This window comes from Corynebacterium sp. zg-331, assembly GCF_014267345.1.
Taxonomy (GTDB): Bacteria; Actinomycetota; Actinomycetes; order Mycobacteriales; family Mycobacteriaceae; genus Corynebacterium.
In genome coordinates this window covers 195045-221982 of sequence record NZ_JACMYD010000003.1, presented here as the reverse complement: position 1 = coordinate 221982, position 26938 = coordinate 195045, and the positions used below count along the sequence as shown (strand labels likewise).

The 26938-nt window shown below is 65.2% G+C and carries 30 protein-coding genes; 22 read left to right on the top strand and 8 right to left on the bottom strand.

Features of this window, described 5'->3' with window-relative positions:
- The first annotated feature begins 42 nt into the window (after positions 1–42).
- Positions 43–3537 (top strand): DNA-directed RNA polymerase subunit beta, encoded by a 3495-nt coding sequence (locus tag H7347_RS05665; RefSeq protein ID WP_186337313.1) that lies wholly within the window; start codon positions 43–45, stop codon positions 3535–3537.
- Positions 3538–3606: 69 nt separating this feature from the next.
- On the top strand, positions 3607–7608 hold the full coding sequence (locus H7347_RS05660; RefSeq protein ID WP_186337293.1) for a DNA-directed RNA polymerase subunit beta': 4002 nt from the start codon (positions 3607–3609) through the stop codon (positions 7606–7608).
- Positions 7609–7696: 88 nt separating this feature from the next.
- On the opposite strand, the gene H7347_RS05655 is transcribed toward H7347_RS05660, so the two are convergent.
- Entirely contained in the window at positions 7697–8905 is a 1209-nt protein-coding gene (locus H7347_RS05655; protein ID WP_152822072.1) for a Fic family protein, read from the bottom strand.
- A 134-nt stretch (positions 8906–9039) separates the two neighbouring features.
- On the opposite strand from H7347_RS05655, the gene H7347_RS05650 reads away from it, so the two are divergent.
- Positions 9040–9288 (top strand): hypothetical protein, encoded by a 249-nt coding sequence (locus tag H7347_RS05650; protein ID WP_152822069.1) that lies wholly within the window; start codon positions 9040–9042, stop codon positions 9286–9288.
- Positions 9289–9309: 21 nt separating this feature from the next.
- On the opposite strand, the gene H7347_RS05645 is transcribed toward H7347_RS05650, so the two are convergent.
- Positions 9310–9636: a hypothetical protein gene (locus H7347_RS05645; RefSeq protein ID WP_152822068.1), complete on the bottom strand. Its 327-nt coding sequence runs from the start codon at positions 9634–9636 to the stop codon at positions 9310–9312.
- Positions 9637–10184: 548 nt separating this feature from the next.
- Here H7347_RS05645 and rpsL point away from each other — a divergent pair.
- From rpsL to H7347_RS05620, 5 genes are all read left to right on the top strand, one after another.
- Positions 10185–10556, top strand: coding sequence for a 30S ribosomal protein S12 (gene rpsL, locus H7347_RS05640; protein WP_055175534.1), 372 nt, complete (start codon positions 10185–10187; stop codon positions 10554–10556).
- A 6-nt stretch (positions 10557–10562) separates the two neighbouring features.
- Entirely contained in the window at positions 10563–11030 is a 468-nt protein-coding gene (rpsG, locus tag H7347_RS05635; protein ID WP_152822066.1) for a 30S ribosomal protein S7, read from the top strand.
- A 308-nt stretch (positions 11031–11338) separates the two neighbouring features.
- Complete coding sequence (fusA, locus tag H7347_RS05630; RefSeq protein ID WP_186337292.1) at positions 11339–13465, top strand: elongation factor G; 2127 nt, start codon at positions 11339–11341, stop codon at positions 13463–13465.
- A 315-nt stretch (positions 13466–13780) separates the two neighbouring features.
- Complete coding sequence (gene tuf, locus H7347_RS05625) at positions 13781–14971, top strand: elongation factor Tu (RefSeq protein ID WP_186337291.1); 1191 nt, start codon at positions 13781–13783, stop codon at positions 14969–14971.
- Positions 14972–15054: 83 nt separating this feature from the next.
- Positions 15055–15729: a hypothetical protein gene (locus H7347_RS05620; RefSeq protein ID WP_152822063.1), complete on the top strand. Its 675-nt coding sequence runs from the start codon at positions 15055–15057 to the stop codon at positions 15727–15729.
- Here H7347_RS05620 and H7347_RS05615 read toward each other — a convergent pair.
- From H7347_RS05615 to H7347_RS05590, 6 genes are all read right to left on the bottom strand, one after another.
- Positions 15726–16283 carry an alkaline shock response membrane anchor protein AmaP gene (locus H7347_RS05615; protein WP_152822061.1) on the bottom strand — a complete coding sequence of 186 codons (558 nt, stop codon included), beginning with the start codon at positions 16281–16283 and terminating at the stop codon, positions 15726–15728. The genes H7347_RS05620 and H7347_RS05615 overlap by 4 nt on opposite strands.
- On the bottom strand, positions 16280–16840 hold the full coding sequence (locus tag H7347_RS10945; RefSeq protein WP_152822059.1) for a DUF6286 domain-containing protein: 561 nt from the start codon (positions 16838–16840) through the stop codon (positions 16280–16282). The genes H7347_RS05615 and H7347_RS10945 overlap by 4 nt, the downstream gene beginning before the upstream one ends.
- Entirely contained in the window at positions 16830–17489 is a 660-nt protein-coding gene (locus H7347_RS05605; protein ID WP_152822057.1) for an Asp23/Gls24 family envelope stress response protein, read from the bottom strand. Before H7347_RS05605 ends, H7347_RS10945 begins: the two co-directional genes overlap by 11 nt.
- On the bottom strand, positions 17486–17683 hold the full coding sequence (locus H7347_RS05600; protein WP_152822055.1) for a hypothetical protein: 198 nt from the start codon (positions 17681–17683) through the stop codon (positions 17486–17488). Before H7347_RS05600 ends, H7347_RS05605 begins: the two co-directional genes overlap by 4 nt.
- Positions 17680–18054: a hypothetical protein gene (locus H7347_RS05595; RefSeq protein WP_186337290.1), complete on the bottom strand. Its 375-nt coding sequence runs from the start codon at positions 18052–18054 to the stop codon at positions 17680–17682. The genes H7347_RS05600 and H7347_RS05595 overlap by 4 nt, the downstream gene beginning before the upstream one ends.
- A 114-nt stretch (positions 18055–18168) precedes the next feature.
- The gene (locus H7347_RS05590; RefSeq protein WP_152822054.1) at positions 18169–18654 is read right to left on the bottom strand and encodes an Asp23/Gls24 family envelope stress response protein; all 486 of its coding nucleotides are present in this window, start codon (positions 18652–18654) and stop codon (positions 18169–18171) included.
- Positions 18655–19325: 671 nt separating this feature from the next.
- On the opposite strand from H7347_RS05590, the gene rpsJ reads away from it, so the two are divergent.
- The 14 genes from rpsJ to H7347_RS05520 all read left to right on the top strand — a co-directional run bounded on the left by rpsJ (position 19326) and on the right by H7347_RS05520 (position 26759).
- Positions 19326–19631: a 30S ribosomal protein S10 gene (gene rpsJ, locus H7347_RS05585; RefSeq protein ID WP_018118334.1), complete on the top strand. Its 306-nt coding sequence runs from the start codon at positions 19326–19328 to the stop codon at positions 19629–19631.
- A 37-nt stretch (positions 19632–19668) separates the two neighbouring features.
- Entirely contained in the window at positions 19669–20325 is a 657-nt protein-coding gene (gene rplC / locus H7347_RS05580; protein ID WP_152822052.1) for a 50S ribosomal protein L3, read from the top strand.
- Positions 20322–20981, top strand: coding sequence for a 50S ribosomal protein L4 (gene rplD / locus H7347_RS05575; protein WP_152822050.1), 660 nt, complete (start codon positions 20322–20324; stop codon positions 20979–20981). Before rplC ends, rplD begins: the two co-directional genes overlap by 4 nt.
- On the top strand, positions 20981–21286 hold the full coding sequence (gene rplW / locus H7347_RS05570; RefSeq protein ID WP_152822048.1) for a 50S ribosomal protein L23: 306 nt from the start codon (positions 20981–20983) through the stop codon (positions 21284–21286). The genes rplD and rplW overlap by 1 nt, the downstream gene beginning before the upstream one ends.
- Before the next feature lie 25 nt (positions 21287–21311).
- Positions 21312–22148, top strand: coding sequence for a 50S ribosomal protein L2 (gene rplB / locus H7347_RS05565; protein ID WP_152822046.1), 837 nt, complete (start codon positions 21312–21314; stop codon positions 22146–22148).
- 16 nt (positions 22149–22164) lie between these two features.
- Positions 22165–22443 (top strand): 30S ribosomal protein S19, encoded by a 279-nt coding sequence (rpsS, locus tag H7347_RS05560; RefSeq protein WP_146325605.1) that lies wholly within the window; start codon positions 22165–22167, stop codon positions 22441–22443.
- 3 nt (positions 22444–22446) lie between these two features.
- Complete coding sequence (gene rplV, locus H7347_RS05555) at positions 22447–22809, top strand: 50S ribosomal protein L22 (protein ID WP_055122269.1); 363 nt, start codon at positions 22447–22449, stop codon at positions 22807–22809.
- Positions 22809–23555 (top strand): 30S ribosomal protein S3, encoded by a 747-nt coding sequence (gene rpsC, locus H7347_RS05550; protein WP_186337289.1) that lies wholly within the window; start codon positions 22809–22811, stop codon positions 23553–23555. The genes rplV and rpsC overlap by 1 nt, the downstream gene beginning before the upstream one ends.
- Positions 23556–23560: 5 nt before the next feature.
- On the top strand, positions 23561–23977 hold the full coding sequence (rplP, locus tag H7347_RS05545) for a 50S ribosomal protein L16 (protein ID WP_152822044.1): 417 nt from the start codon (positions 23561–23563) through the stop codon (positions 23975–23977).
- Positions 23977–24207: a 50S ribosomal protein L29 gene (gene rpmC, locus H7347_RS05540; protein ID WP_055122268.1), complete on the top strand. Its 231-nt coding sequence runs from the start codon at positions 23977–23979 to the stop codon at positions 24205–24207. The genes rplP and rpmC overlap by 1 nt, the downstream gene beginning before the upstream one ends.
- A gap of 2 nt (positions 24208–24209) precedes the next feature.
- A complete protein-coding gene (gene rpsQ / locus H7347_RS05535) occupies positions 24210–24488 on the top strand; it encodes a 30S ribosomal protein S17 (protein ID WP_055175580.1) in 279 nt (92 codons plus the stop codon).
- A gap of 408 nt (positions 24489–24896) precedes the next feature.
- Positions 24897–25442, top strand: coding sequence for a hypothetical protein (locus tag H7347_RS05530; RefSeq protein WP_152822042.1), 546 nt, complete (start codon positions 24897–24899; stop codon positions 25440–25442).
- 25 nt (positions 25443–25467) lie between these two features.
- Entirely contained in the window at positions 25468–26145 is a 678-nt protein-coding gene (locus H7347_RS05525) for a hypothetical protein (RefSeq protein ID WP_152822040.1), read from the top strand.
- 5 nt (positions 26146–26150) lie between these two features.
- Positions 26151–26759, top strand: coding sequence for a hypothetical protein (locus H7347_RS05520; protein WP_370513923.1), 609 nt, complete (start codon positions 26151–26153; stop codon positions 26757–26759).
- The last annotated feature ends 179 nt before the right edge of the window (positions 26760–26938 follow it).

Sequence of the window (26938 nt, the reverse complement as noted above, 5' to 3'; positions counted from 1 at the left end):
ATATGCCGGTTGTTGGCCCATGCAATCGGCGGTCCGCGTGAGGTGCTGGAAGGACCCATCTTGGCAGTCTCCCGCCAGACCAAGTCAGCGGCCGATACCCCCGGAGCCCCGAAGCGTTATTCCTTCGCTAAGTACTCGGAGCCGATTGAGATTCCGGGTCTCCTTGACGTGCAGCGTGATTCCTTCGATTGGCTCGTCGGCACGCCCGAGTGGCGCGCCCGTCAGCAGGAGGAGCGCGGCCCGGAGGCGCGCATCACCAGCGGCCTTGAGGATATTCTCGACGAGCTTTCTCCGATTCAGGATTACTCCGGCAACATGTCGTTGTCCCTGTCGGAGCCGCGCTTCGAGGAGGTCAAGAACTCCATCGAGGAGTCCAAGGACAAGGACATTAACTATTCCGCTCCGCTGTACGTCACGGCCGAGTTTATTAATAACGACACCCAGGAGATTAAGTCCCAGACCGTGTTCATCGGCGACTTCCCGATGATGACGGACAAGGGAACGTTCATCGTGAACGGCACCGAGCGCGTGGTGGTCTCGCAGCTCGTGCGCTCCCCGGGCGTGTACTTCGACCAGACCATCGACAAGTCTACCGAGCGTCCGCTGCATTCCGTGAAGGTGATCCCCTCGCGCGGCGCGTGGCTGGAGTTCGACGTGGACAAGCGCGACACCGTCGGCGTGCGCATCGACCGTAAGCGCCGCCAGCCGGTGACGGTGCTACTCAAGGCCCTGGGGTGGACGGCAGAGCAGATCCGCGAGCGCTTTGGCTTCTCCGAGATCATGATGTCCACGCTGGAAAACGACGGTGTGGAGAACACCGATCAGGCCTTGCTGGAGATCTACCGCAAGCAGCGCCCCGGCGAGCAGCCCACCCGCGAGCTGGCGCAATCCCTGCTGGATAACGCCTTCTTCCGGGCCAAGCGCTACGACCTGGCCAAGGTGGGTCGCTACAAGGTGAACCGCAAGCTCGGCTTGGGCGGCGATCACGACGGCCTGATGACGCTCACCGAGGAAGACATCGCCACCACCCTGGAATACCTCGTGCGCCTGCACGCGGGGGAGCGGACGATGACCTCGCCCACCGGCGAGACGATCCCGGTGGCGACCGACGACATCGACCACTTTGGCAACCGCCGCCTGCGCACCGTGGGCGAGCTGATCCAGAATCAGGTGCGCGTGGGGCTTTCACGCATGGAGCGCGTGGTGCGCGAGCGCATGACCACGCAGGACGCGGAGTCCATCACGCCCACCTCCCTGATTAACGTGCGTCCGGTCTCGGCGGCGATCCGCGAGTTCTTTGGCACCTCGCAGCTCTCGCAGTTCATGGACCAGAACAACTCCCTGTCCGGGCTGACCCACAAGCGCCGCCTGTCGGCCCTGGGCCCCGGCGGCCTGTCCCGCGAGCGCGCGGGTATCGAGGTGCGCGACGTCCACGCCTCGCACTACGGCCGCATGTGTCCGATTGAGACCCCCGAGGGCCCGAACATCGGCCTGATCGGCTCCCTGGCTACCTACGCCCGGGTCAATCCCTTCGGCTTCATCGAGACGCCGTACCGCAAGGTCGTCGACGGCAAGGTCACCGATCAGGTGGAGTACCTCACCGCGGACGAGGAGGATCGCTTCGCCGTGGCAGAGGCCTCCACCCAGGTGGATGCCGAGGGCACCATCACCCAGGGGCGCATCGAGGTGCGCGTGAAGGACGGCGATATTCAGGTGACCAACGCCCAGGGCGTGGATTACCTGGATGTTTCCCCGCGTCAGATGGTCTCGGTGGGCACGGCCATGATTCCCTTCCTGGAGCACGACGACGCCAACCGCGCCCTCATGGGCGCGAACATGCAGAAGCAGGCCGTGCCCCTGCTGCGCTCCGAGGCCCCGCTGGTGGGCACCGGCATGGAGTATCGCGCGGCCTACGACGCGGGCGACCTGGTGATCGCCCCGCGCGCGGGCGTGGTGGAAAACGTCTCCGCGGACTTCATCACCATCATGGATGACGCCGGCCAGCGCGAGACCTTCATGCTGCGCAAGTTCGAGCGCACCAACCAGGGCACCTGCTACAACCAGACCCCGCTGGTGAGCATCGGTCAGCGCGTGGAGGCCGGCGAGGTGCTCGCGGACGGTCCCGGCACCCACAACGGCGAGATGGCCCTGGGCCGCAACCTTCTCGTGGCGTTCATGCCGTGGGAGGGCCACAACTACGAGGACGCGATCATCCTCAACCAGCGCGTAGTGGAGGAGGACATCTTGACCTCCATCCACATCGAGGAGCATGAGATCGATGCCCGCGATACCAAGCTGGGCGCCGAGGAGATCACCCGCGAGATCCCCAACGTCTCCGAGGACGTGCTGCGCGACCTCGACGAGCGCGGCATCGTGCGCATCGGCGCGGACGTGCGCGCGGGCGACATCCTGGTGGGTAAGGTCACCCCGAAGGGTGAGACGGAGCTGACCCCGGAGGAGCGCCTGCTGCGCGCGATCTTCGGTGAAAAGGCCCGCGAGGTGCGTGATACCTCCCTGAAGGTGCCGCATGGCGAGACGGGCAAGGTCATTGGCGTGCGTCGCTTCTCCCGCGAGGACGATGACGACCTGGCCGCCGGCGTCAATGAGATGATCCGGGTGTACGTGGCGCAGAAGCGCAAGATTCAGGACGGCGATAAGCTCGCCGGCCGCCACGGCAACAAGGGCGTGGTGGGCAAGATCCTGCCCCCGGAGGATATGCCCTTCATGGCCGACGGCACTCCCGTGGACATCATCCTCAACACCCACGGCGTGCCGCGCCGCATGAACATCGGGCAGGTGCTGGAGACTCACCTGGGCTGGCTGGCCGCGGCTGGCTGGAAGGTGGACCCGGCGGACGAGAAGAACGCCGAGCTGCTCACGACGCTGCCGGAGGAGCTCTACGACGTTCCCGCCGGCTCGCTGACGGCCACTCCCGTGTTCGACGGCGCCACCAATGCCGAGGTGGCGGGCCTGCTGGCCAACTCCCGCCCCAACCGCGATGGCGACGTCATGGTGGACGGCAACGGCAAGACCATGCTCCTCGACGGCCGCTCTGGCGAGCCCTTCCCCTACCCGGTGTCCGTGGGTTACATGTACATGCTCAAGCTGCACCACCTGGTGGACGAGAAGATTCACGCCCGCTCCACCGGCCCGTACTCGATGATTACCCAGCAGCCCCTCGGCGGTAAGGCCCAGTTCGGTGGCCAGCGCTTCGGCGAGATGGAGGTGTGGGCCATGCAGGCCTACGGCGCCGCCTACACCCTCCAGGAGCTGCTGACCATCAAGTCCGATGACGTGATGGGCCGCGTGAAGGTCTACGAGGCGATCGTGAAGGGGGAGAACATCCCGGACCCGGGTATCCCCGAATCCTTCAAGGTGCTGCTCAAGGAGTTGCAGTCCCTGTGCCTGAACGTGGAGGTTCTCTCCGCCGACGGCACCCCGATGGAGCTCTCCGGCTCCGATGACGACATGGAGGCCACGACGTCGCTGGGCATCAACCTGTCCCGCGACGAGCGCTCCGATGCCGACATCGCCTAGGCAAACACACCCTGTGACTTTTATCCGCCATTTCAATCCCTCCCGCCGCGGGAGGGGAAAGGGAGTTACGTGTTCGACGTAAACCTCTTCGACGAGCTTCGCATTGGCCTGGCCACTGCTGACGACATCCGTCGTTGGTCCAAGGGCGAGGTCAAGAAGCCGGAGACCATCAATTACCGTACCCTCAAGCCGGAGAAGGACGGCCTGTTCTGCGAGCGCATCTTCGGCCCCACCCGCGACTGGGAGTGCGCCTGCGGCAAGTACAAGCGCGTCCGCTACAAGGGCATCATCTGTGAGCGCTGCGGCGTGGAGGTGACCAAGTCTAAGGTGCGCCGCGAGCGCATGGGCCACATCGAGCTCGCCGCACCGGTCACCCACATCTGGTATTTCAAGGGCGTTCCTTCCCGCCTGGGCTACCTGCTCGACCTTGCGCCCAAGGACCTGGAGCGCATCATCTACTTCGCCGCGAACATCATCACCTCGGTGGACGAGGAGGCGCGCCACGCCGACCAGTCCACCCTGGAGGCGGAGATGCTGCTGGAGAAGAAGGACGTGGAGGCCGACGCCGAGTCCGAGATCGCCGAGCGCGCCCAGAAGCTGGAGGAGGATCTGGCCGAGCTGGAGGCCGCCGGCGCCAAGGCCGACGCCCGCCGCAAGGTGCAGAACGCCGCCAACAAGGAGATGCAGCACATCCGCGAGCGCGCCGAGCGCGAGGTGGAGCGCCTGGAGGAGATCTGGCAGACCTTCATCAAGCTCGCTCCGAAGCAGATGATCATCGACGAGACCATCTACTCCGAGCTGGTGGATCGCTACGAGGATTACTTCACCGGCGGCATGGGCGCGGAGGCCATCCAGACCCTGATCCGCAACTTCGACCTCGACGCCGAGGCCGAGGAGCTGCGCGAGGTCATCAACAACGGCAAGGGCCAGAAAAAGATGCGCGCCCTCAAGCGCCTCAAGGTCGTGGCGGCCTTCCAGCGCTCCGGCAACGACCCCGCGGGCATGGTGCTCGACGCCATCCCGGTGATTCCCCCGGAGCTGCGCCCCATGGTGCAGCTCGACGGCGGTCGCTTTGCCACCTCGGACCTCAACGACCTCTACCGCCGCGTCATCAACCGCAATAATCGCCTCAAGCGCATGATCGACCTGGGTGCGCCCGAGATCATCGTGAATAACGAGAAGCGCATGTTGCAGGAGTCCGTGGACGCGCTGTTCGATAACGGCCGCCGCGGCCGCCCCGTCACCGGCCCGGGTAACCGTCCGCTGAAGTCCCTGTCCGATCTGCTCAAGGGCAAGCAGGGCCGCTTCCGCCAGAACCTGCTGGGTAAGCGCGTGGACTACTCCGGCCGTTCCGTGATTATCGTCGGTCCCCAGCTCAAGCTGCACGAGTGCGGCCTGCCCAAGCTCATGGCGCTGGAGCTGTTTAAGCCTTTTGTGATGAAGCGCCTGGTGGAGCACGATTACGCGCAGAACATCAAGAGCGCCAAGCGCATGGTGGAGCGCCAGCGCCCCGAGGTGTGGGATGTGTTGGAGGAGGCCATCGCCGAGCACCCGGTGATGCTCAACCGAGCCCCCACCCTGCACCGTCTGGGCATCCAGGCCTTCGAGCCCAAGCTTGTGGAGGGCAAGGCCATCCAGCTGCACCCGCTGGCCTGCGAGGCCTTCAACGCCGACTTCGACGGCGACCAGATGGCCGTGCACCTGCCGCTGTCCGCCGAGGCGCAGGCTGAGGCCCGCGTGCTCATGCTCGCCTCGAACAACATTCTCTCCCCGGCCTCCGGCAAGCCGCTGGCGATGCCGCGCCTGGATATGGTCACCGGCCTGTACTTCCTGACCATGGACAAGGGCGAGGACGAGATTGGCGGGCAGGGGCGCTACACCCCGGCCACCGAGGATCGTCCCGCCGAGGGCGAGTACACCTCCATGGCCGAGGCCATCATGGCCCGTGACCGCGGCGTGCTGGGCCTTCAGGCCCCCATCAAGGTGCGCATCTCGCACCTGCGTCCCCCGCAGGAGGTGGAGACCGAGCAGTTCCCGCAGGGCTGGGAGCGCGGCCAGGAGTGGCTCGCGGATACCACCCTGGGCCGCATCATGTTCAACGAGCTCCTGCCGTGGGACTACCCCTACCTCGAGGGGGTGATGGTGCGCAAGGGCGGCGGCTCCGGCACGATCCTGTTGGGCGACGTCATCAACGACCTTGCCGCCAAGTACCCCATGATCACCGTGGCGCAGACTATGGATAAGATGAAGGACGCCGGATTCTATTGGGCCACCCGCTCGGGCGTGACCATCTCCATGTCCGACGTGCTGGTGCTGCCCAACAAGACGGACATCCTGGAGCGTTACGAGGACGAGGCCCGCCAGATCGAGCGCAAGTACTGGCAGCAGGGGGCGCTCACCGAGCGCGAGCGCTACGACCGCCTGGTGGAGCTGTGGCAGGCCGCCACCAACGAGGTGGGCGAGGCCGTGGAGGATCTTTACCCGGACGATAACCCCATCCCCATGATCGTGAAGTCCGGTGCCGCCGGTAACATGCGCCAGATCTGGACCCTGGCCGGCATGAAGGGCATGGTGGTGAACTCCAAGGGTGATTACATCACCCGACCGATCAAGACCTCCTTCCGCGAGGGCCTCTCGGTGCTGGAGTACTTCAACAACTCCCACGGTTCGCGCAAGGGCCTGGCCGATACCGCCCTGCGCACCGCCGACTCCGGCTACCTCACCCGACGCCTGGTGGACGTGGCCCAGGACGTCATCGTGCGCGAAGACGACTGCGGCACCCGCCAGGGCGTGCGCGTGCCCGTGGCCGTGCCCGCCCCCGGCACCGAGAGCGGCTACCGCGCCCACGAGTTCGTGGAGACCTCCGTGGCGGGCCGCGTACTGGCCACCGACGTCAAGAACGCCGAGGGCGAGGTGGTGCTGGAAGCCGGCGCCGACCTCACCGAGGCCACCGTGGCGGGCCTGGTCTCCGCGGGCATCGAGTGGGTCAAGGTGCGCTCCGTGATGACCTGCCAGACGGCCACCGGCGTGTGCGCCAAGTGCTACGGCAAGTCCATGGCGTCGGGCCACCTGGTGGACATCGGCGAGGCCGTGGGCATCGTGGCGGCCCAGTCCATCGGCGAGCCCGGTACCCAGCTGACCATGCGTACCTTCCACCAGGGTGGTGTGGGCGGCGACATCACCGGTGGTCTGCCTCGCGTGCAGGAGCTCTTCGAGGCCCGCGTGCCCAAGAACCGCGCGCCCATCGCCTCGGTCGCCGGCACCATCCACCTGGAGGACGAGGGCAACTTCTACACGCTCACCATCACCCCGGACGACGGCGGCGATAACGTGGTGTACGAGAAGCTCTCCAAGCGCCAGGGCCTGGCCCAGGTGCGGCGCCCCATGGAGTCCAACCCGAACGCCATGATCGAGCGCGCCCTGCGCGAGGGCGACCACGTGGAGGTGGGAGAGCGCTTGCTGCGCGGCCCCGCCGACCCGCACGACGTGCTTGAGGTGCTCGGTCGCCGCGGCGTGGAAAAGCACCTCATCGACGAGGTGCAGGCCGTGTACCGCACCCAGGGCGTGGCGATCCACGACAAGCACATCGAGATCATCATCCGCCAGATGCTGCGCCGCGGCACCGTCATCGACTCCGGCTCCACCGAGTTCCTGCCCGGCACCCTCGTGGATCTCTCCGAGGCCAAGGCCGCCAATGCCGAGGCCATCGCCGCTGGCGGCAGCCCCGCCGAGCTGCGCAGCGAGATCATGGGCATCACCAAGGCCTCGCTGGCCACGGAGTCCTGGCTCTCGGCGGCCTCTTTCCAGGAGACCACCCGCGTGCTCACCGATGCCGCGATCAACAAGCGCTCCGACAAGCTCATCGGTCTAAAGGAGAACGTGATCATCGGTAAGCTCATCCCGGCCGGTACGGGCATCTCGCGTTACCGCAACATCACGGTCACTCCTACCGAGGAGGCCCGCAATGCCGCCTACGCCATCCCCACCTACGGGGAGGCGATCTACGGCGACGATGGCTTCGGTGAGTTCACCGGCGCCTCCGTGCCGCTGGATGAGGCATTCGAGATGTAGGGCGTGAAACCCTTGCGGCTGTGAGGCCCGCTTTCTCCTGGGAGGGGAGGGGCGGGCCTTTGGCTTTTAGCCCCTGTCTGAGTTAGAGCTATTCCAATCCCAGTAGGCGCCGTCCCTCGACGGTGAGGGCGTAGCGCAGGGGGCGCTCGCCGGGCAGATTCACGAGCCCGTGCTCCTGGAGCCGCGCCGTCCAGCGGCGGGTCTGGCGATCCCCGGTGGGGACGTGCTCGACCACGTTTCGATGCAGCACCCCGGCCTCGGCGTCGAACAGATGGGCCTGTCCCAGCACGAAGAGGATGGCCTTCTCCTGTTCCTCAAACCGAGTACCGAGTTCCTCCACGGAGTTCCCCAGGGCGTCGACGGCACGCTTTCTTTCCCCTATCTCCGTGCTGAGATTCCGCTGAGCCGCGTGCACGAGATGCAGCATGCGGCAGGTGAAGAGCGTGCCGTCCGCGTGATTGAGGGGGTCCTCGGTCTCGAGAAACGCCTTGTAATACACCTCCTTGTTGCGATTCAGGGTGCGGGACAGGGAGAGGGCCGTGGGGGCGGAAAGCAGGCGGGCGAGGGACATACCGAGGAGGTAGCGGCCCAGGCGGCCGTTGCCGTCGTAAAAGGGGTGGAGGTACTCGAACATGAGGTGACACATCAGGGTGTTCACCAGCGGAGCGGGCGCTTCCTCGTCGTTCATGCTGCGCAGCATGGTCTCGAGCCCCTCGATGATCGCGGATTCGGGGTGGACGCCTCGGTGGACCTCCTTGGTGCCCCCGAGGATGAACACGGGATTGGCGCGGAAAAGGTCGCCGTCCGGGTGGTCCTCCTCGGAGACCTCGCCGCGCATGATCCGGTCGTAGAGGCTCCGTATTTCCTTCGGCGTGCGGGGCAGGCTGACCTCCCCGAAGGCGGCGTCGAGGTAAAGCCGCACCGTTTCTCGAAACCGCACAGTGGCGTGCCCGGATGCTTCCGCGGCGTTCAGTGCCGCAGTGAGTTCCTTCCGCGTGGAGCGGACCTGCTCGATGTCGTTGGTTGCCATCACCTCCTTGACGATGAGCGATCGCAGGTAGTGGTGCTGGGCGGCTCCGCTGAGTTCGTTCCACTGGAGGGCGATGGTGCGCTCGGTGCGCAGAATCTTCTCCGTGTAGGCGTGGATGTCAAGGCTGAGCACGCAGAAGAGTGGTTCTTCGCCTATGCGAAACGACCAATGGAGGGTGGAATCCGAGCGTCGTCGCCGCTCTAGGAGTTCGGCGGCGGCGTGGGCATCGCGCGCGTGAAACTCGGACGTGAGGCTACGGTAGGGCATGCGGGATTCCTTGAGAGCGTGAGGACGGGATTCTCTTATCTGACATATATGTCAGATATGTCGGATAAGAGGGGTGTGGACAGAGTATAACCGGACACATGGCCCCTATATGTCAGATTGGAGGGGAGGCGGCAATGTCTCAAGAAGATCGGGAAGGCATCGGCGCGGAGGAGGTGGGCCGCGGGTTCTGCGAGGCGGTGCTCATGGTGCTGCATTTCCACGAACAGATCGGCTTCCTCGAGTCCGGGCACGGGGAGCCGGCGCTCATCGCCCCGCACGCCGGGTTCTGCTGGGACTACGTGCCGCGGGAGGCGCTGGAGCACTTGGGTGAGGAGGGGTGCCAACGGCTCGTCAGGGCAGGGGCGAGTATCGGTGGGCGATGAACCCCGAATGAGGGGTTGGGGCTACGGTGCGAGGGTGGTTTTCTGGGGTGCCTGACCGGCCCACTCGTGAACGCGCTCCAGGGCGGGCACCTGGCGGGCATCGGGGGAGGAAGGGCGCTCGTCAAGCATGGAGATTCCGGTGATGGTGAGGTCAAGGAGGTTGGCCAAGCCCAGCGCAAAGAGATTGGCCTTGGTGGGATCCTGGGCATCAATGTCAAAGATGATTTCCGGTGATGCGGGATTCTCTACAAGGGATGCTCCGGGGATGTCGTCCAGGAAACTGTAGTGAGCTTCCCAGGCATCGTGCTGCACGGGAGCCGTGATGAGCCGCAGGGTGTAATTCCTCATGGTAATTCCAATCCTGATAACGGTGGTCTAGAGCTAGGATACTTCCGCGCCGAATCGACGTAGCTGCGCAATGGAGTTTTTGTCGCCACGGGAGTCGGAAGGCGTTTTGGAGAATGTCACGGGGTAAGCAAGGTTTCCTTGATCGTCGGTAGCGCCGGGTGGTGGGTGAAAACGAGAATGTCCACTCCGGGTAGTGTCGTAGCGCCAACCCTGCTTTTCAAGCGACCTCTTCAATTTTCTTAACCGTGATGGAACCGTTTGCTTCCCCATAGCGCCCCGATCTATGCGGCCCAATTTTTGGTGGTGAGTGTAGCACTTTGATCTGATCGTGCGCCCCTCCCTCAACCCTATTTGCTACCCCTTCCTCCGGCGTGTATCCTTAGCCCAGTCTCCCGTGTAAGCGGGACAATCCCCTGGCTCCTGGGCGTCGGTAAGTAAAGCCGGTAACCACCGTGGGCTGGCGGCGATCATGCGGTAGGGCCCCGGAGAAGAGCCCCTCTTTTTGCATGTTTGCCACGCAACTGTTCGGTTCAATCAAGGTAAGGTAAATGCCTACTATTCAGCAGCTGGTCCGCAAGGGCCGCCACGATAAGACCACCAAGGTGGCCACCGCTGCGCTGAAGGGTTCGCCCCAGCGCCGTGGCGTGTGCACTCGCGTGTACACCACCACCCCGAAGAAGCCGAACTCGGCTCTGCGTAAGGTCGCCCGTGTGCGCCTGACTTCCGGCATCGAGGTCTCGGCCTACATCCCGGGTGAGGGCCACAACCTCCAGGAGCACTCCATGGTGCTCGTGCGCGGCGGTCGTGTGAAGGACCTCCCGGGTGTGCGCTACAAGATCATTCGCGGCGCCCTCGATACGCAGGGTGTGAAGGATCGTAAGCAGGCTCGTTCCCGTTACGGCGCGAAGAAGGAGAAGTAAAGCACCATGCGTAAGTCCCGAGCACCGAAGCGCGAGATTATCAAGGATCCGGTCTACGATTCCGAGCTGGTTACCCAGCTGGTGAACAAGGTTCTCCTCGACGGCAAGAAGTCCACCGCCCAGCGCATCGTTTACGGCGCGCTGGAGAAGTGCCGCGAGAAGACCGGCACCGACCCCGTGGGCACCCTGGAGAAGGCCCTGGGCAACATCCGCCCGGACCTGGAGGTGCGTTCCCGCCGCGTGGGTGGCGCCACCTACCAGGTGCCGGTGGAGGTCAAGCCCGGCCGCTCCAACACGCTGGCCCTGCGCTGGCTGGTGACCTTCACCCGGCAGCGCCGCGAGCACAGCATGATGGATCGCCTGGCCAATGAGATCCTGGACGCTTCCAACGGCCTGGGTGCCTCCGTGAAGCGCCGTGAGGATACCCACAAGATGGCCGAGGCCAACCGCGCCTTCGCCCACTACCGCTGGTAGTCATCGCGAGCGTTGCCATCGAGATGAAAACGGCCCTTGTCCCTCGATCCCCCCGGCGCATCGCCGCATCGAGCCGCGCCGCGCGCGGTGGTGCGGCGGCCGGGGAGTGACCCAGGCGCGGGGGTCGTTTTTTCGCGCACACCGCCGCAGGAGACGGGCGCGGGCGCAGGCCCATCCGTCATGCCCGTGGCGGGAAAGAATGGCAGAATTGAACGAGAATTATCCACCCGGCACGTCTTTGCGCCCCAGCACCCTCGATCAGGGCGGCGGCGCGGGGATGTCCACAACAACTGAGTTGGGGTATAACCGTGGCACAAGAAGTGCTTAAGGATCTCAAGAAGGTCCGCAACATCGGCATCATGGCGCACATTGATGCCGGTAAGACCACCACCACCGAGCGCATCCTTTTCTACACCGGCATCAACCGCAGGGTGGGCGAGACGCACGACGGCGCCTCCACCACCGACTGGATGGAGCAGGAGAAGGAGCGCGGCATCACCATTACCTCCGCCGCCGTGACTTGCTTCTGGGAGGGCCACCAGATCAACATCATCGACACTCCCGGTCACGTGGACTTCACCGTGGAGGTGGAGCGCTCCCTGCGCGTGCTCGACGGCGCGGTGGCGGTGTTTGACGGCAAGGAGGGCGTGGAGCCCCAGTCCGAGCAGGTGTGGCGCCAGGCCGCCAAGTACGACGTCCCGCGCATCTGCTTCGTGAACAAGATGGACAAGCTCGGCGCGGACTTTTACTACACGGTCCAGACGATCATCGACCGCCTGGGCGCGAAGCCCTTGGTGCTGCAGCTGCCCATCGGCGCGGAGGATGACTTCGACGGCGTGGTGGACCTGATCAACATGCGCGCCATCGTGTGGCCGGGCAAGGTCGAGGTCGGCGCGGAGCCGGAGTACCGGGAGATCCCCGCCGAGCTGCAGGAGAAGGCCGAGGAGTACCGCGAGAAGCTGCTGGAGGCCGTGGCGGAGTCCGACGAGGCTCTCATGGATAAGTACTTCGGCGGCGAGGAACTCACGGTCGAGGAGATCAAGGCGGCCATCCGCAGGATGACCGTGAACTCGGAGATCTACCCCGTGCTGTGCGGCACCGCCTACCGCAACAAGGGCGTGCAGCCGCTGCTCGACGCCGTCGTGGACTACCTGCCCACGCCGCTGGACGTCGGAGAGGTGCACGGCCACAAGGTGGGCGACGAGTCCGTGGAGCTGACCCGCAAGCCCTCCGACGAGTCCCCGCTGTCCGCCCTGGCCTTCAAGATCGCGGCGCACCCGTTCTTCGGCAAGCTGACCTTCGTGCGCGTGTACTCCGGCACCATGGAGCCCGGCGAGCAGGTGCTCAACTCCACCAAGGAGAAGAAGGAGCGCGTCGGCAAGCTCTTCCAGATGCACGCCAACAAGGAAAACCCGGTGGACTTTGCTCACGCGGGCAACATCTACGCGGTGATTGGCCTGAAGGACACCACCACGGGCGATACCCTGTGCTCCCAGAGCGATCCCATCATCCTGGAGTCCATGGACTTCCCGGACCCGGTGATTAAGGTCTCCATCGAGCCCAAGACCAAGTCCGACCAGGAGAAGCTGGGCGTGGCCATCCAGAAGCTCGCGGAGGAGGATCCCACCTTCACCGTGGAGCTGGACGAGGAGTCCGGTCAGACCGTGATCGGCGGCATGGGCGAGCTGCACCTCGACGTGCTGGTGGATCGCATGAAGCGCGAGTTCAAGGTGGAGGCCAACGTCGGTGCCCCGCAGGTGGCTTACCGCGAGACGATCCGCAAGGCCGTGGAGAAGCTGGAATACACCCACAAGAAGCAGACGGGTGGTTCCGGTCAGTTCGCCAAGGTCATCATGGCCTTCGAGCCCTACGCTCCCGCCGAGGACGAGCTGGAGGAGGGCGAGTCCGCGATCTACAAGTTCGAAAACGCCGTCACCGGTGGCCGCGTGCCCAAGGAGTACATCCCTTCCGTGGATGCCGGCGTGCAGGACGCGATGCAGTATGGCTACCTGGCGGGCTTCCCGCTGGTGAACGTCAAGGCCACCCTGCTCGATGGCGCCTACCACGAGGTGGACTCCTCCGAGATGGCCTTCAAGATCGCCGGCTCCCAGGCGCTCAAGGAGGGCGTGGCCAAGGCCAAGCCGGTGCTGCTGGAGCCGCTCATGGCGGTGGAGGTGACCACGCCCGAGGAGTATATGGGCGAGGTCATCGGCGACATCAACTCCCGCCGCGGCCAGGTCTCCGCGATGGAGGATCGCGCCGGTGCCAAGCTGGTGAAGGCCAAGGTGCCGCTGTCCGAGATGTTCGGCTACGTGGGCGACCTGCGCTCTAAGACGCAGGGCCGCGCGAACTACTCCATGGTCTTTGACTCCTACGGCGAGGTGCCCTCCAGCGTCTCCCAGGAGATCATCGACGAGCGCAACGGCAACAAGTAAAGCCGGTCACGCGCTTCGCGCCTCCCGCACCGGGCGTGTCGCCGGTGCGGGAGGGTGCGGTAGCGGCTTCCTGGCGATCCGCCCCGTGGTGAGGTGGGGCGGGTGGGCAGGCGGCCGTTACGGCACCCGAGGCGCATCCTGGGAGTCGCGTGCGCGGGAATCTGGTTTGATATTCCGCGCCGATAAATCTAGGATCAAGTAACTGGCACGTTGTGTAAAAGCTACCCTGCGTGGGTTCTGTCCGTGCGGGGTTAGCTTCCGTTAATTACGTGGCTGCGAGAGTCGTAGCCACCATGAAGTCCAGGAGGACATACAGTGGCAAAGGCGAAGTTCGAGCGTACAAAGCCGCACGTCAACATCGGTACCATCGGTCACGTGGACCACGGTAAGACCACCACCACGGCCGCCATCACCAAGGTGCTGGCCGACAAGTACCCCGATGAGAACACTGCCTTCGCTTTCGACGCCATCGACAAGGCGCCGGAGGAGAAGGAGCGTGGTATTACGATCAACATCTCCCACGTTGAGTACTCCACCCCGAAGCGTCACTACGCCCACGTTGATGCCCCGGGCCACGCTGACTACATCAAGAACATGATTACCGGTGCCGCTCAGATGGACGGCGCCATCCTCGTGGTCGCCGCCACCGACGGCCCCATGCCCCAGACCCGCGAGCACGTGCTGCTCGCCCGCCAGGTGGGCGTGCCCTACATCCTTGTGGCCCTGAACAAGTGCGACATGGTGGATGACGAGGAGATCATCGAGCTCGTGGAGATGGAGATCCGCGAGCTGCTCGCCGAGCAGGAGTTCGACGAGGATGCCCCCATCGTTCACATCTCCGCCCTGAAGGCTCTTGAGGGCGACGAGCAGTGGACCCAGTCCATCGTGGACCTCATGCAGGCCTGCGACGACTCCATCCCGGATCCGGAGCGCGAGACCGACAAGCCGTTCCTGATGCCGATCGAGGACATCTTCACCATCACCGGCCGCGGCACCGTGGTGACCGGTCGCGTGGAGCGCGGCAAGCTCAACCTGAACGAGGATGTCGATATCATCGGCATCAAGGAGAAGTCCACCCACACCACCGTCACGGGCATCGAGATGTTCCGCAAGATGATGGACTACACCGAGGCTGGCGACAACTGCGGTCTGCTCCTGCGCGGCATCAAGCGCGAGGACGTCGAGCGCGGCCAGGTCGTCATCGCTCCGGGCGCTTACACCCCGCACACCGAGTTCGAGGGTTCCGTGTACGTGCTGTCCAAGGACGAGGGCGGCCGCCACACCCCGTTCTTCGACAACTACCGTCCGCAGTTCTACTTCCGCACCACCGACGTGACCGGTGTGGTTCACCTGCCGGAGGGCGTCGAGATGGTCATGCCGGGCGACAACGTCGATATGCGCGTCGAGCTGATCCAGCCCGTCGCTATGGACGAGGGCCTGCGCTTCGCCATCCGCGAGGGCTCCCGCACCGTGGGCGCCGGTCGCGTGACCAAGGTGATCAAGTAAAGCTTGAGACCTAAGCGCGCATAGGGGCCGCTTCCTCCGCACGGGGGAGCGGCCCCTTTCGCATGAGAAGGGCGGACGCAAAGATGAAGGATCCCACCAGGATAGAGCCCCTGATGAACCTGCTGTGCGATGTCTGGGAGGCCCAGCCCGACCTCGAGCTCTCCGAGCTCTGGGGCATCCTGGAAAACCGCGGCATCGGCTGGGGTGCCACTGACGAACAGGTGGCCGAAGAATTGCGGCGTATCCTGCGCGAGCATCCCGTGCGGGTGGGCGATGAGCCCGCGCTGGTGTACACCACGCAGCCGGATCACCTGGTGAGCATCCATCCCGGCGAGGGCTCGGTGATGGTGCGGCACCCGGATCGCTCCCGCCAGCCGGCCTGGTGGCGGCTGGCGGCGGTGGTGCGCGCCCGGGTGGGCGGGCCCCTGGTGCTGCGGGACGAGGAGGGAATCGACCACCGGCTGGGGCTGATTCGGGGCATCGATCGCATCGGGACTCAGCGCCGCGACCTCGCCGGGCTGCGCCCGGAGCTGTTGGGCGACGCCGCCTACGCCTGCCGCCTGGAGGGCGGGGACCTGGTGGTGGTCGGCCACGGCATCGACGTCTATGCCAAGGGCAGGCGCAGCGTGACGCACTCCGCGCTGCGCTGGGCAGAAATTAAGGCCGGTGCGGTGGGCACCGGCCTGGTGATTCTCCCCCGCGGGGGAGAACGGGCGCGGGATCTGGGCGTGGTGTGCGCGGTGCTCCCGCTGGCCTAGCTCGCCACGGGGGCGAGGTTGATCTTGTACACGCTGTCGACGTCGATGCCGGGTAGCGCGGCGCGCAGATCCTCCTCGTTGCGCTCGATGGCCTCGCGCAGCTCCAGGAGATCCGTGATGGCCTCGCCCCGGATCATCCAGGTGATGGTGGGGCGGGAGCGCTCCATCGCTACCCGGTGCCGGACGCGGGTGACCCCCGGTACCTCGGACAGGTCCTCCCCCACGGCGGAGGCCACGCGCACCAGGCTGATGTCGATGGAGCCGTGGGCGGTGGAAGCCTCGGAACGCAGCCGGTTAAAGCCCCGGCGGCGCAGGTTGGCGGCGATCCACCACAGGCCCAGGATCACGCCGAGGATCATGGTGATCCACAGGGCGGCCGTGAACCAGGGGGAGTCCTGGACGGTGGAAAACACGGAGGCGTCGATGCGTCGGTTGACGCGCGAGACCTGCTCCACCCGCAGCCACGAGGCGATGCCCCAGGCGCCACCAAGGAGGCCGAGCAGGCCGAAGAAAACGAGAATGATCCGATCGACAGCGGAGAGCGCGCGGCTCATTTCTGCTCACCTCCGGCGGAGTTATCGACGCTAATTTTCACGGTCATGGAGCCTCCCACCAGGGGATCGAGGCCGCGGTGCACGTCGTCGTGGACGCGCTGGCCCACGGTGTCATCACCGCTGGTGGCCGTGGCGTGGAGGCGCACCTGCTTGCCGCGCACGCGGGTGGCGGCGGAGGTAATGCCGGGCACGCGCTTGGCGGTGGCGGTGGTATGCCGGGCGAGGTCCACAGGCCTGGCCCACAGGGAGACCCGGGACTCCAACGGAAGATAATCCCGGCGCCGCGGCTTGAGGGCGATGAGCAGGAAAAAGAGCCCGATGATCACGGCGCCGATGGCGGCGGGAATCATCCACTGCTGGAACGTGCCCTGGGCGAGGTTGTCGAGCAGGGGAAGAATCCAGCTGCTGCGCTCCTCCTTGGCGTAGTGCACCCACAGCTCGCGGCCGGCCACCCCGGCCAGGGCGATGAGCCCGAGGCCGAGCAGCACGGAAACCCAGCGGGCGGCGGGGGCGGCCTTGGGCTCCTGGCCGTACCCGGGGCGATGTTTATCGGACACGGGCTTCTCCCTTCTCCTGCGCCGGGCTCAGCGGATGCCACGGGGTGACCGTGATGGGACTCAGTGGGCGTGGCAAAGCGATGGTGATCTCCGGCGGGGGTGTTTCCTCCGAGGCCACGGCGATGGGCACGAGGGATTGCGCCTGCGCGGTGACCACCTCGGGGTTCGTGATCCGGGTGGCGGCCACGGTCACGGGGCGCAGCGGCATTCGACTGGGGCCGTCCCCGGCCTGATCCGGCTCGGTGATCGCGGATTCGCGCACCGTGACCGGCTGCAGGGCAGGAAGGCTGGGGGTGGCGTCGATAAGCTCCGCGGTGATGCGGCGGCTTCCCTTGACCACGGCCCCCACCAGGATATTGCAGTGCGTCACGCGCAGCCCGGTCATGCTCGTGACCGAGTTGGTGATGGTGGTGCGCACTTCCTCGGCCACGCGGGTGACCGGGGCGGGCCAGGTCACCGCGATGAAGGCCTCGATGGAGACTACGCCGCGCTCGGCATCGACCAGGACGTCGTAGCGGGGGAAACCGCGCGCCGCGAGCCGGTCGAAGGCCTTGCCCACCTGCGTTGTTCCGGGCACGGACTGGGCGGCGGCCGCGACGATGCGGGAGACGGCGCGTTCGGTGATGAAAATGCGGCCGCGATCGCTCACCCCTTACCACCTCGTCCGGACGTCAGGCTATCCCAGAGGGCACGCAGGTCGATGCGTCCCTCGACCTGGGCGCCGATGAGTCCGCCGAGGGCGCCTAGGAGAAGGGCAACGATAAATCCGCTCAATCCGCCGGCGGCTGCGGAGAGGGCCACGGCAAGGCCGAAGGCGATGCCGATGATGGTCATGTTCTTCATGAAATCTTCCTCGGTGCCCGCGGCGCTGAGGAAGCGTCGCGGGCCTTCGTCGTATCGGTTGAAGCGGTCTCGGGCGCGGTGGAGTCCACGGCGTCCGCGATGATGACGTCCACGGTGAAACCCGTGGCCGATTGCACCGCCCGGCGAACCTCCCGGGCGAGGTCGTGGAGGTCGGGGGCCGCGGCGAGATCGGCGACGAGGTGAACCTCCAGATGGGTGCCCTCACGCAGGCGCAGACCGCGCACGCGCCGCCCCGGGTAGAGCAGGGATACCTCCCCGAAGGTTCCGGCATGGAGATCGGCGACGCCCGGCAGGGCGCACACCATGCGCACGAGCTTCTCGGCATCCTCATAGGGGAGGGAATCGGACATGGGCACGAGGGGCCTCCTTGTGCGTGCGGGATCGAAAAGGGGAAACGCGGGGGATCGGAAACGCCCCGGGGACGAGCCGACGGAGCGCCGCAGGCCGATCGCCTCCGTGCGGGGTTACTGCACCCGGCGGGGGGCGTCCTCGGAGTCCTCTTCCGTGGGCTCGTCGTTGTCGTCGAGGTCCAGGTGCACGTCGGTAACGGTGACGTTTACCTCGGTGACCTCCAGGCCGGTCATCCGCTCGATGGCGCGGATGATGTTGCGACGGATAGCCTCGGCCAGCTCGTGAATGGCCACGCCGTACTCGGCCACGATGGAGAGATCCACGGCCGCCTGGCTCTCGCCGACCTCCACGTCCACGCCCTGCTGCACGTTATCGGAGGCGCCGAAGGACTCGCGGATGGAGCCGAGCATCCGAGCGGCACCGCCGCCGAGGGCATGGACACCGGAAACCTCGCGGGCGGCGAGACCGGCGATCTTGCCGACCACCTGATCCTCGATCACGGTGCGGCCGTGCTCGGTGCTCAGGGCGTCGTTGCGGGCTACCTCCGCGCCGGTGTTGTTCTGGTTATTCTTCGCGTTTGCGTTCTTGTTCTCAGCCATGATGCTCCTTCTGAATCGATATGGTCTGCACGGTACGGCCGCTAGTATACGGATCTGGACGGAAGCGCGAGGGTGGCGCTATGTAGCGGCGTGGAAACATGATGGGGAAGTCCTGCTCAGCGGGGTGAACGAGAGGAAATGTGAGGTTGCATAAAAATTTCCTCCGTGCTTTAATGGCGGGGTTGCTTTAACACGGCGTGGCTCTTCCGCGTCCACTCTCGCACGTGGAGTGCACGGGATGGGCGAGGTGTCCCGCCGCTGGTGAGGCGAACATGACACCTTCGTTTGCGCGCTCGAGGGCCTCCCCGTGGGGTCGGGTTCGCAAGGAAGGGTCCAGGATCGGGGTAGGTCGGCCCGCGGAGGCGCGGCATTCCCGAGAGTGGAAACCGGAGAAGGGGCATGGCAAATAAACAGCGGCAGTGCGCAAGGGTTACTTTCCTCGCCTCGGGCGTGGGGGTTCCTTGCACTTGATCGGTTCGGCACGGATCGGCGCTGCGGTGCGTTTGCTTGCGCAGTCCCGCACCGCGCCGGTGATGTCATGGCGGTCAAGTGAAGAACTGGCGTTGAACCTGCTGGCCCCGGCCCTGGGACAACGTTATAGAGAACATCAGGAAGCTAATTCCCACCTCTCCACCCCGGTGGACGTGGGACGAGCGAGGAAGAGGATAAGCGTGGCGGGACAAAAGATCCGCATTCGACTCAAGGCCTATGACCATGAGGCGATCGACGCGTCGGCACGCAAGATTGTCGAGACCGTGACCCGTACCGGGGCTCGCGTCATCGGCCCCGTGCCGCTGCCCACCGAAAAGAACGTGTACGCCGTTATTCGTTCTCCCCACAAGTACAAGGATTCTCGCGAGCACTTCGAGATGCGCACGCACAAGCGCCTGATCGACATTCTCGACCCGACGCCCAAGACGGTGGATGCCCTCATGCGCATCGACCTTCCGGCCAGCGTCGATGTGAACATCCAGTGATCGACGATCGACGACAAACTTTGGCGGAGAAGAACTAATGAGTGAAAACGAGATCAAGGGCATTCTGGGCACCAAGCTCGGCATGACCCAGGTCTTTGACGATCAGAACCGGGTGGTTCCGGTGACGGTCGTGGAGGCCGGGCCGTGCGTGGTCACCCAGATCCGCACCATCGAGACCGATGGCTACAACGCCATCCAAATCGCCTACGGCGAGATCGATCCCCGCAAGGTGAAGAAGCCGCAGGCGGGACACTACAAGAAGGCCGGCGTGACCCCGCGCCGTCACGTGACCGAGATCCGCATGGATGACGTCTCCGGCTACGAGGTTGGCCAGGACATCACCGTGGAGATCTTCAACGACATCGAGTTCGTGGACGTCACCGGCATCACCAAGGGCAAGGGCTTTGCCGGCGGCATGAAGCGCCACGGCTTTGCCGGTCAGGGTGCCGCGCACGGTAACCAGGCCGCGCACCGTCGCGTCGGGGGTATCGGCGGCGCCGCTACCCCCGGCCGCGTGTTCAAGGGCAAGCGCATGGCCGGCCGCATGGGTTCCGACCGTGTGACCACCCAGAACCTGAAGATCCAGAAGGTGGACGCCGAGGCGAACCTGCTGCTCATCAAGGGCGCTATCCCGGGCAACCGCGGCGGCATCGTCACCGTTAAGACCGCAGTGAAGGGCGGTGCACACGCATGAGCACTCTGAAGTTGGACGTCCACACCGCGGACGGCAAGACCAACGGCCAGGTGGAACTTCCCGCGGAGATCTTCGACCGCGAGGCCTCCGTGGCGCTGATGCACCAGGTTGTCAACGCGCAGCTTGCGGCCAAGCGCCAGGGCACCCACGCCACCAAGACCCGCGGCATGGTCTCCGGCGGCGGCAAGAAACCGTTCCGTCAGAAGGGCACCGGCCGTGCCCGCCAGGGCTCCATCCGCGCCCCGCACTTCACCGGCGGTGGCGTGGTGCACGGCCCGCAGCCGCGCGATTACTCCCAGCGCACGCCCAAGAAGATGAAGGCCGCCGCCCTGCGCGGCGCGCTGACCAACCGCGCCTCGAACGAGCGTATCCACGTCATCGAGGAGCTCGTTCCGGGCCAGAAGCCCTCGACGAAGGCCGCCCGCGCCTTCATCGAGCGCCTCACCGACCGCAAGAGCGTGCTGCTCGTGATCGGCCGCGAGGATCTGAACGGACGCCGCAGCGCTAATAACCTGCCGAACGTGCACATCCTCACCCCGGATCAGTTGAACACCTACGACGTGCTCAACTCCGATGACGTTGTGTTCTCCGTGGAGGCTCTGCACAGCTTCATCAACCGCGCCGGCGACGCTGCCGCGGAGAAGGAGGAGAACTAATGGCGAAGATTGCGAACCCGCGCGACATCATTCTCGCGCCGGTCGTTTCCGAGAAGTCCTACGGCCTCATGGAGCGGAACACCTACACGTTCTTTGTGGCCCCGGACGCCAACAAGACCCACATCAAGCAAGCCGTGGAGGAGATCTTCGGCGTCAAGGTTGCTTCGGTGAACACCGTGAACCGTGAGGGCAAGCGCAAGCGCAGCCGCACGGGCTTCGGTCGCCGCAAGGCCACCAAGCGCGCCTACGTCACCCTCCGCGAGGGCAGCGACTCCATCGACATCTTCGGCGGTTCGGCCGCCTAAGGGTGCCGAGAAGTAAGGACACATTATGGCTATTCGCAAGTACAAGCCGACAACTCCGGGTCGCCGCTTCAGCTCCGTTTCTACCTTCGAGGAGATCACTCGCTCGAAGCCGGAAAAGAGCCTGCTGCGCCCGCTGCACAAGACCGGCGGCCGTAACGTACACGGCCACATCACCACCCGTCATAAGGGCGGTGGACACAAGCGTCGTTACCGCGTGATCGACTTCCGTCGTAACGACAAGGACGGCATCGCGGCTAAGGTCGCTCACATCGAGTACGACCCCAACCGCACCGCCAACATCGCCCTGCTGCACTACATCGACGGCGAGAAGCGCTACATCGTGGCGCCCAAGGGCCTCAAGCAGGGCATGGTCGTGGAGGCCGGCCCCAACGCGGACATCAAGGTGGGCAACAACCTGCCGCTGCGCAACATTCCCACGGGTACGACCATCCACGCCGTGGAGCTCAAGCCGGGCGCCGGCGCCAAGCTCGCCCGCTCCGCGGGCGCGTCCATCCAGCTCCTCGGTAAGGAAGGCAAGTATGCCGTGCTGCGCATGCCCTCCTCCGAGATCCGCCGCGTGGACATCCGCTGCCGCGCCACCGTGGGCGAGGTAGGCAACGCCGAGCAGATCAACATCCGCTGGGGTAAGGCGGGCCGCATGCGCTGGAAGGGCGTGCGTCCGACCGTCCGCGGTGTGGTGATGAACCCCGTGGACCACCCGCACGGTGGTGGTGAGGGCAAGACCTCGGGTGGTCGCCACCCGGTGTCGCCGTGGGGCAAGAAGGAAGGCCGCACCCGCAACCCGAACCGTTACTCCAACAACATGATCGTGCGTCGTCGCCGGTCCAACAAGAAGCGCTAAGAGGAGGTAAGTCACTATGCCACGCAGCCTGAAAAAGGGCCCGTTCGTCGATGAGCACCTCCTCAACAAGGTGGATGCTCAGAACGAGAAGGGCACCAAGCAGGTCATCAAGACCTGGTCTCGCCGGTCCACCATCTTGCCAGACTTCATCGGCCACACCTTCGCCGTCCACGACGGTCGCAAGCACGTGCCGGTGTTCGTCGATGACTCCATGGTCGGACACAAGCTGGGCGAGTTCGCGCCCACCAAGACCTTCAAGGGTCACGTCAAGGACGATAAGAAGGGACGTCGATAAGCGATGAGTGAGACCATCACCTCCGCACGCGCTACCGCGCGCTACGTTCGCGTCACCCCGATGAAGGCTCGCCGCGTGATTGATCTCGTGCGCGGCAAGTCGGTGTCCGAGGCCCTGGCCATCCTCAAGTACGCCCCCCAGGGCGCCGCCAAGCCGGTGGCCAAGGTTGTGGCCTCGGCCGCGGCTAACGCTGAGAACAACTTTGGTCTGGACCCGCGCACCCTCGTGGTCTCCGAGGCTTATGCCAACGAGGGCCCCACGATGCGCCGCTTCCAGCCGCGTGCCCAGGGTCGCGCCTACCAGATCCGCAAGCGCACCAGCCACATCACCGTGGTTGTCGAGAGCCAGAAGGAAGGGGCCAAGTAGTGGGCCAGAAGATTCACCCCCACGGCCTCCGGCTGGGAATCACTTCCGATTGGAAGTCCCACTGGTACGCCGACAAGCAGTACAAGGACTACGTCGCCGAAGACATCAAGATCCGCGAGTTCCTGTCCAAGGGAATTGAGCGCGCCGGCATCGCCGACGTCGTGATCGAGCGCACCCGCGATCGCGTCCGCGTGGACATCCACACGGCCCGTCCCGGCATCGTCATCGGCCGCCGCGGTTCCGAGGCCGATCGCATCCGCCGCTCGCTGGAGAAGCTCACCGGCAAGCAGGTTGCCCTCAACATCCTTGAGGTCAAGAACGTGGATGCCAACGCCCAGCTGGTGGCCCAGAACGTGGCGGATCAGCTTGCCAACCGCGTGGCCTTCCGCCGCGCCATGCGCAAGGCGATCCAATCCGCGATGCGCCAGCCGCAGGTCAAGGGCATCAAGGTACAGTGCTCCGGTCGCCTTGGCGGCGCCGAGATGTCCCGCACCGAGCGTTACCACGAGGGCCGCGTGCCGCTGCACACGCTGCGCGCCGAGATCGACTACGGCGTACACGAGGCCCACACCACCTTCGGCCGCATCGGCGTGAAGGTCTGGATCTACAAGGGCGACGTGGTCGGTGGCCGCCGCGAGAGCGAGCTCAACGCACCGTCCGAGCGTCGCGGCCGTGGTGACCGCGCCGGCCGTCCGCGCCGCGGTGGCCAGCGCCGGAACCGCGCTGAGAAGAAGCAGGAGGGCTAAACGCAATGCTTATTCCTAAGCGCGTGAAGTACCGCCGCCAGCACCGCCCGACCCGTCGTGGCGTGTCCAAGGGCGGTAACCGCATCAACTTCGGTGATTACGCCATCCAGGCGCTGGAGCCGGCCTACATCACCAACCGACAGATCGAGGCGGCGCGTATCGCCATCAACCGCCACGTCAAGCGCGGCGGCAAGGTCTGGATCAACATCTTCCCGGATCGCCCCCTGACCCAGAAGCCGCTCGGTGTGCGCATGGGTTCCGGTAAGGGTCCCGTGGAGAAGTGGGTGGCTAACGTCAAGCCCGGCCGCATTCTCTTCGAGATGAGCTACCCGGACAAGGCCACGGCCGTGGAGGCCCTGCGTCGTGCCGGCCAGAAGCTGCCCTGCAAGGTCCGCATCATTTCTAAGGAGGACCAGTTCTAATGGCTACCGGTACCCCCGCACATGAGTTCCGCGAGCTGTCCGTGGAGGAACTTGAGACCCGCCTGTCCGAGGCCAAGGAAGAGCTGTTTAACCTGCGCTTCCAGATGGCCACCGGCCAGCTGACCAACAACCGCCGGCTGCGGACGGTCAAGCGCGACATCGCCCGCATTTACACCGTCATCCGCGAGCGTGAGCTTGGCCTGTCCGTCGTCCCGGGAGCTGAGGCTTAACTATGAGTGAGGCAAACGTGACTAAGAAGGAAAAGGGCGCGCAGAAGGTCCGCACCGGCTACGTGGTTTCTGACAAGATGCAGAAGACCATCGTGGTGGAGCTGGAGGACCGCAAGCGTCACGCCCTGTACGGCAAGACCATGCGCACCAACTCCAAGGTGAAGGTGCACGATGAGAACGAGTCCGCCGGCGTGGGCGACCTCGTGCGCATCGCCGAGACGCGACCGCTGTCGAAGGACAAGCACTTCCGTCTCGTGGAGATCATCGAGAAGGCCAAGTAGGCCCCTCGCCTGATCGACGTGAGAGGGCCCGGCCTCCCCGCGCAGGGGAAGGCCGGGCCCTTGTCTTATGCCTGAGGCGATGCGGGCGGCGCGGGATCGTGGGAGGCAAGGAGGGTTGCGGGGGTGTCCAAAGGGAGATCGTTGTGCGGGTTATGCGGGCGGCGCGGTGGCGATGATGGCGAGAATCTCCAGGTGGGAGCGTTGGAGTGGGGTGGTCGAAGAAGATGTTCAAAGTGTGAGGAACATTATCGCTACCCCCTAAAAGCGTATGACCGTGTTCAAAAATATCGCGGAGTATTATGCTGATCCCGTAAGTTTTCTCAGATTTTCCTCAGGTAGGCCTGTGGGATGGCATGCGCGGGATACGGCGGTGCGGCCGTGCATCGTGCAGGAAGAAAGGGTCAGTTTATGCGTTCGAAGATCGTCTCCATCATGGCCGCCGCGGCCGTGTCCCTCGGTGCCGTGGCGGCGGCACCCGCGGCCTCCGCCGCGCAGGCCGTGGTGCCGGGCAAGGTGGGGCAGTCCTGCTCCATCGAGGGGCAGAACGGGCAGTCGCTCAGGATCGTCTCCAGCACCTTCGAGGTGGAGGGAACCGCGACCGTCGCCAACTACAACGACGAGGACCTGCCGCTCACGCAGACCCTGCGCGAGGGCAAGACCAAGTCCTGGAACGTGGGTGGGTCCGTCGATTTCGACCTGCTCAAGCTCTTCCACGTGACGTTTAGCGCCGGTTACCAGTCCACGCAGACCTGGGAGGTCGGCCAGACCCTGGGTCCGTACCCGGTCAAGCCCGGTTACACCGGTGTGCTGGAGTATGGCTTCCTCAACCAGCGCTTCGAGGGCACCCACCTCCGCTGCACCGGCGGCACCTGGCGCGACACCGGTCGCCCCTTCCACGGCACCATCCCCAAGGAGCGCCACGTGAAGGTGTCTATGCGCTCGAACGAGGCCTAAGCGGCGAGGCAGGGTGATCGGGCTGATGAGAAAGAGGCTGACGACGGCCGCGTGCGCCGCGGTCGTGGCGATGGTGAGCCTGGGTGGCGGTACCGCGGTGGCCCAGCAGAAGGTGTCTCCGGATCAAAACGAGCACCGCTCGACCTTCGTCAATAACGAAACCTGCAACGTGCTCACCGATGCCAAGCGCCACCCCTGGGAGCAGTGGATCGTGGACGAGTGGGATCGCTACAACGGCACCTCCTCGTTTACCAACACCACGGATCGCGTGATTACGTATTCCTTGGAGGTTACGGAGGGCGTCAATGAGTCCGTGAAGGCCATGAGCAGCGGCAACATGTGGGATACCTTCTTCAAGGGCCTCAAGACCCGCTACGGGGTGGTGGAGACCTCGGAGTGGTCCGTGGGCGATAAACTCGGCCCGATCAAGGTCAAGCCGGGTGAGACCGTGCGGGCCGATTACGGCGTGCACATGAAGGAGTTCATTGGCCGCGTGCGTACCTGCGATAAGAGGACCGGGCTGTGGCGCACCGAACGCTCCTTCGGCGAGTACCGGGGCAAGGGGCCGAGCACGCGCTTCGTGGTGTGGCACCGCACCACCGCGGAGGGCGATTACACCCAGAGCTACATGCCGGTGAGCGATTCCTGGGGCAAGGGCAGCGACGGCGGCCCGGGCGCGCAGACGATTAACGGTAAGGCGTGATGGCGGTGGCAGCAAAGAAGATTGCGACCACGGTAGCGGCGAGCGCCGCCGCCCTGGCGGCGCTGATCGGTGTGGCGGCCCCGGCGGTGGCGGCCCCGGACTTCTCCGTGGGGCGTACCTCGGACTCGTGGGCGCCGGTGGCCAAGCTTCAGGCGAAGGAGCGCGGGCCGCAGCCAGGTACGCAGTGTACCCAGCGCGGTGAGGTGCGCGAGTACGTGGAGCTGCGGGATTCCCACTTCGATGTGGAAGGGAGGCAGTCCTCCGTCAATGAGACCGAGGGGGTGGTGCCGCTGAAGCAGACCATCAAGGAGAGCAAGAAGAAGAAGTGGACGTGGTCCGCCTCCGTGACGGTCAAGCTCACCAACGAGATCAAGAAGAAGTACGACTGGGAATATAACCGAGAGATGTTCTGGTCGCTTGGCCAAAACCTCGGCCCCTACGATCTCATGCCCGGAGAGAAGGGCACCTTGGCCTGGGGCTTCATCATGGATGACTACACTAGCCAGCGAGTGCGCTGCGGTGCGGCCATGACCTGGGAGCCGGTGGGCCGGCAGAACCACGGCTCCGCCCCGCGCGAGCGCCACGTGGAAGTGGTTATTACCAAGGCCTCCTAGCGCACGGCCCCGTTGTTGTCGAGCGGCCCCGCCCATGTGGGCGGGGCCGCTGGCGCGAAACGCCCCTCGCCCCCGCGCCTGGATAATGTTAGCCTAGCCAAGGTTATTGCTGCGGCTATGGGCACAAGGAGATCCAGGGTGACGGAAGAAAAAGAACTCAACGCACTGCGGGCGGCTAC